The sequence below is a fragment of the Variovorax sp. 01T439_2 genome (genome assembly GCF_056398445.1).
Genome location: NZ_JBFTPJ010000946.1, coordinates 1 through 2252, shown reverse-complemented (window position 1 = coordinate 2252; position 2252 = coordinate 1). Strand labels below are relative to the sequence as shown.

At 65.1% G+C, this 2252-nt stretch carries 3 protein-coding genes; 2 read left to right on the top strand and 1 reads right to left on the bottom strand.

Annotated elements, in window-relative coordinates:
- A partial coding sequence (locus tag AC1DOC_RS30205; RefSeq protein ID WP_478131177.1) for a DUF72 domain-containing protein occupies positions 1-779 on the top strand: 779 nt, incomplete at its 5' end.
- 13 nt (positions 780-792) lie between these two features.
- Here the strand turns inward: AC1DOC_RS30205 and AC1DOC_RS30200 are convergent.
- Complete coding sequence (locus AC1DOC_RS30200; RefSeq protein ID WP_015868023.1) at positions 793-1308, bottom strand: bactofilin family protein; 516 nt, start codon at positions 1306-1308, stop codon at positions 793-795.
- Between the two features lie 135 nt (positions 1309-1443).
- On the opposite strand from AC1DOC_RS30200, the gene AC1DOC_RS30195 reads away from it, so the two are divergent.
- On the top strand, positions 1444-2252 hold an 809-nt coding region (locus AC1DOC_RS30195), incomplete at its 3' end, for an ion transporter (RefSeq protein ID WP_478131176.1).

Below are 2252 nucleotides of genomic sequence, written 5' to 3'. Positions count from 1 at the left end.
AGGCAGCATCGACTCGGATCAAGGTGGGCATCGGCGGCTGGACCTACGAGCCCTGGCGCGACAACTTCTATCCCAAGGGGCTCGCGCAGGCGAAGGAGCTGCGCTATGCGAGCCGGCAGGTGAGCGCCATCGAGATCAACGGCACCTACTACAGCACCTTCAAGCCCGAGACCTTCCGCAAATGGCACGACGAGGTGCCGGAAGACTTCGTGTTCTCGATGAAGGCCTCGCGCTTTGCCACCAACCGCAAGGTGCTGGCCACGGCGGGCGATTCGATCAAGCGCTTCATCGACAGCGGCGTGAGCGAGCTCGGCGACAAGCTTGGCCCGATCGTGTGGCAGTTCATGCCCACGAAGCCCTTCGATGCGGAAGACTTCGAGGCCTTTCTCGAGCTGCTGCCCAGGAAGGAAGGCAGCCGCGCGCTGCGCCACGTGATGGACGTGCGGCACCCGAGCTTCATCACGCCCGGCTACCAGGCGCTCGCGAAGAAGTACAAGGTCTCGACCGTGTTCACCGACGCCGACAAGTTTCCTTCGTTCGAGGAGCCCGAGGGCGACTTCGCCTATGCGCGGCTCATGATGGCCGACGCCAAGCTCAAGACCGGCTATGCGCCGAAGGCGCTCGACGCCTGGGCCGAGCGCGCACAGCGTTGGGCCGAAGCACCCAGGAAGCGCGACGTGTTCGTCTACTTCATCAACGGCGCCAAAGAGAAAGCACCGGCCGCGGCCGGTGCCTTGCTGGAGCGCCTGGGTTGGAAGCCGCCCGAAGAGGCGGCCTGAGCCGAAAGCCTGATCAGGCTGCGGCTTGCAGCGACGGCTTGGCGCCGAAGCTGATTTCGCCCGACAGCTGGCCGCCTTCCTCGATCACGATCTTGCCGTAGCGGATCTTGCCGGTGACCTTGCCGGTCGAGTGGATCACGAGCTTTTCGCGCACCGTGAGGTTGCCGTCGAACACGCCGCGGATCTCGGCGATGTCGATCTCGGCCGAGCCCTTGAACTCGCCCTGTTCGGCGATCTGCATCAGGCGCGAGTCCATGGTCGCCTCGACCAGGCCTTCGACCACGAGCGTGTCGCAATCGGTGATCTCGACGCCCTTGAGCTTGATGTTGGGGCCGACGGTGAGCTTGCTGCCGCCTTCCTTGGCCGGTGCGGCCGCTGCGGAGAGGCCCCCTTGCTGCGCGGTCAGCGACGAAGGATTGACGGGCGAGCCCGAGAGATTGGTGCCCGAGCCCACCAACGGCGCGGGGCGAGAGGTCAACGAGTCGGTATCACGATCACGCTTGCCGAAAAAGGGGGACTGTGTGGCCAATGGGGAGCTCCTCAACAAAACGACTATCGTAAGAACCCGCTCGCGGCCTGCGGCACTTCATTGCGCAATAAACGTAACCGAATAAATCCCGCGGCGCCCGACAATGACACTCTCCAGTGACCCCGGCCCCGCAAGATGACCCGATCGAACACCGCGCCCGCCGCCCGGAGCCTCGCGATCTCCTCGACCATCGATTCGCGCTTCGACAAGCCTGCCAGCGGCTGGCGGCGCGGGCTGTTCACGGTGATCTTCGAGGCCGACACGCGCGCGGGCCTGCTGTTCGACCTGGCCTTGATCGCGGTGATCGTGGCCAGCGTGCTGGTGGTGATCCTCGACAGCGTGCAGTCGATCCGCGAGCAGTGGCGGCCCGTGTTCAACGTGCTCGAATGGGTGTTCACCATTTTGTTCACGCTCGAGTACATCGCGCGGCTCGCCTGCGTGAACAAGCCGCTGCGCTATGCGCTGAGCTTCTACGGCGTGATCGACCTGCTCGCGCTGCTGCCGACCTTCCTGGTGGCGCTCGCGCCCGAGCTCGCCTACCTGATCGACGTGCGCATTCTTCGGCTTTTGCGCGTGTTCCGCATCTTCAAGCTCTCGCGCTATTCGGTGGAATACCGCGCGCTGGTCTCGGCCGTGGCCGCGAGCCGCCGCAAGATCACGGTGTTCGTGGGCTTCGTGATGCTGGTGGTGCTGGTGATGGGCACGCTGATGTATGTGGTGGAAGGCCCGCAGCACGGCTTCACCAGCATTCCGGTGGCGATCTACTGGGCCATCTCGACCATGGCCACCGTGGGCTTCGGCGATCTCGTGCCCAAGACGGACCTCGGCCGCGCGATTGCCTCGGTGATGATGCTGCTGGGCTGGGGCGTGCTGGCCGTGCCGACCGGCATCGTGACGGCCGAGATGGCGCGGCGCGGTCCCGACGACGATACGCCAGTGCCCGT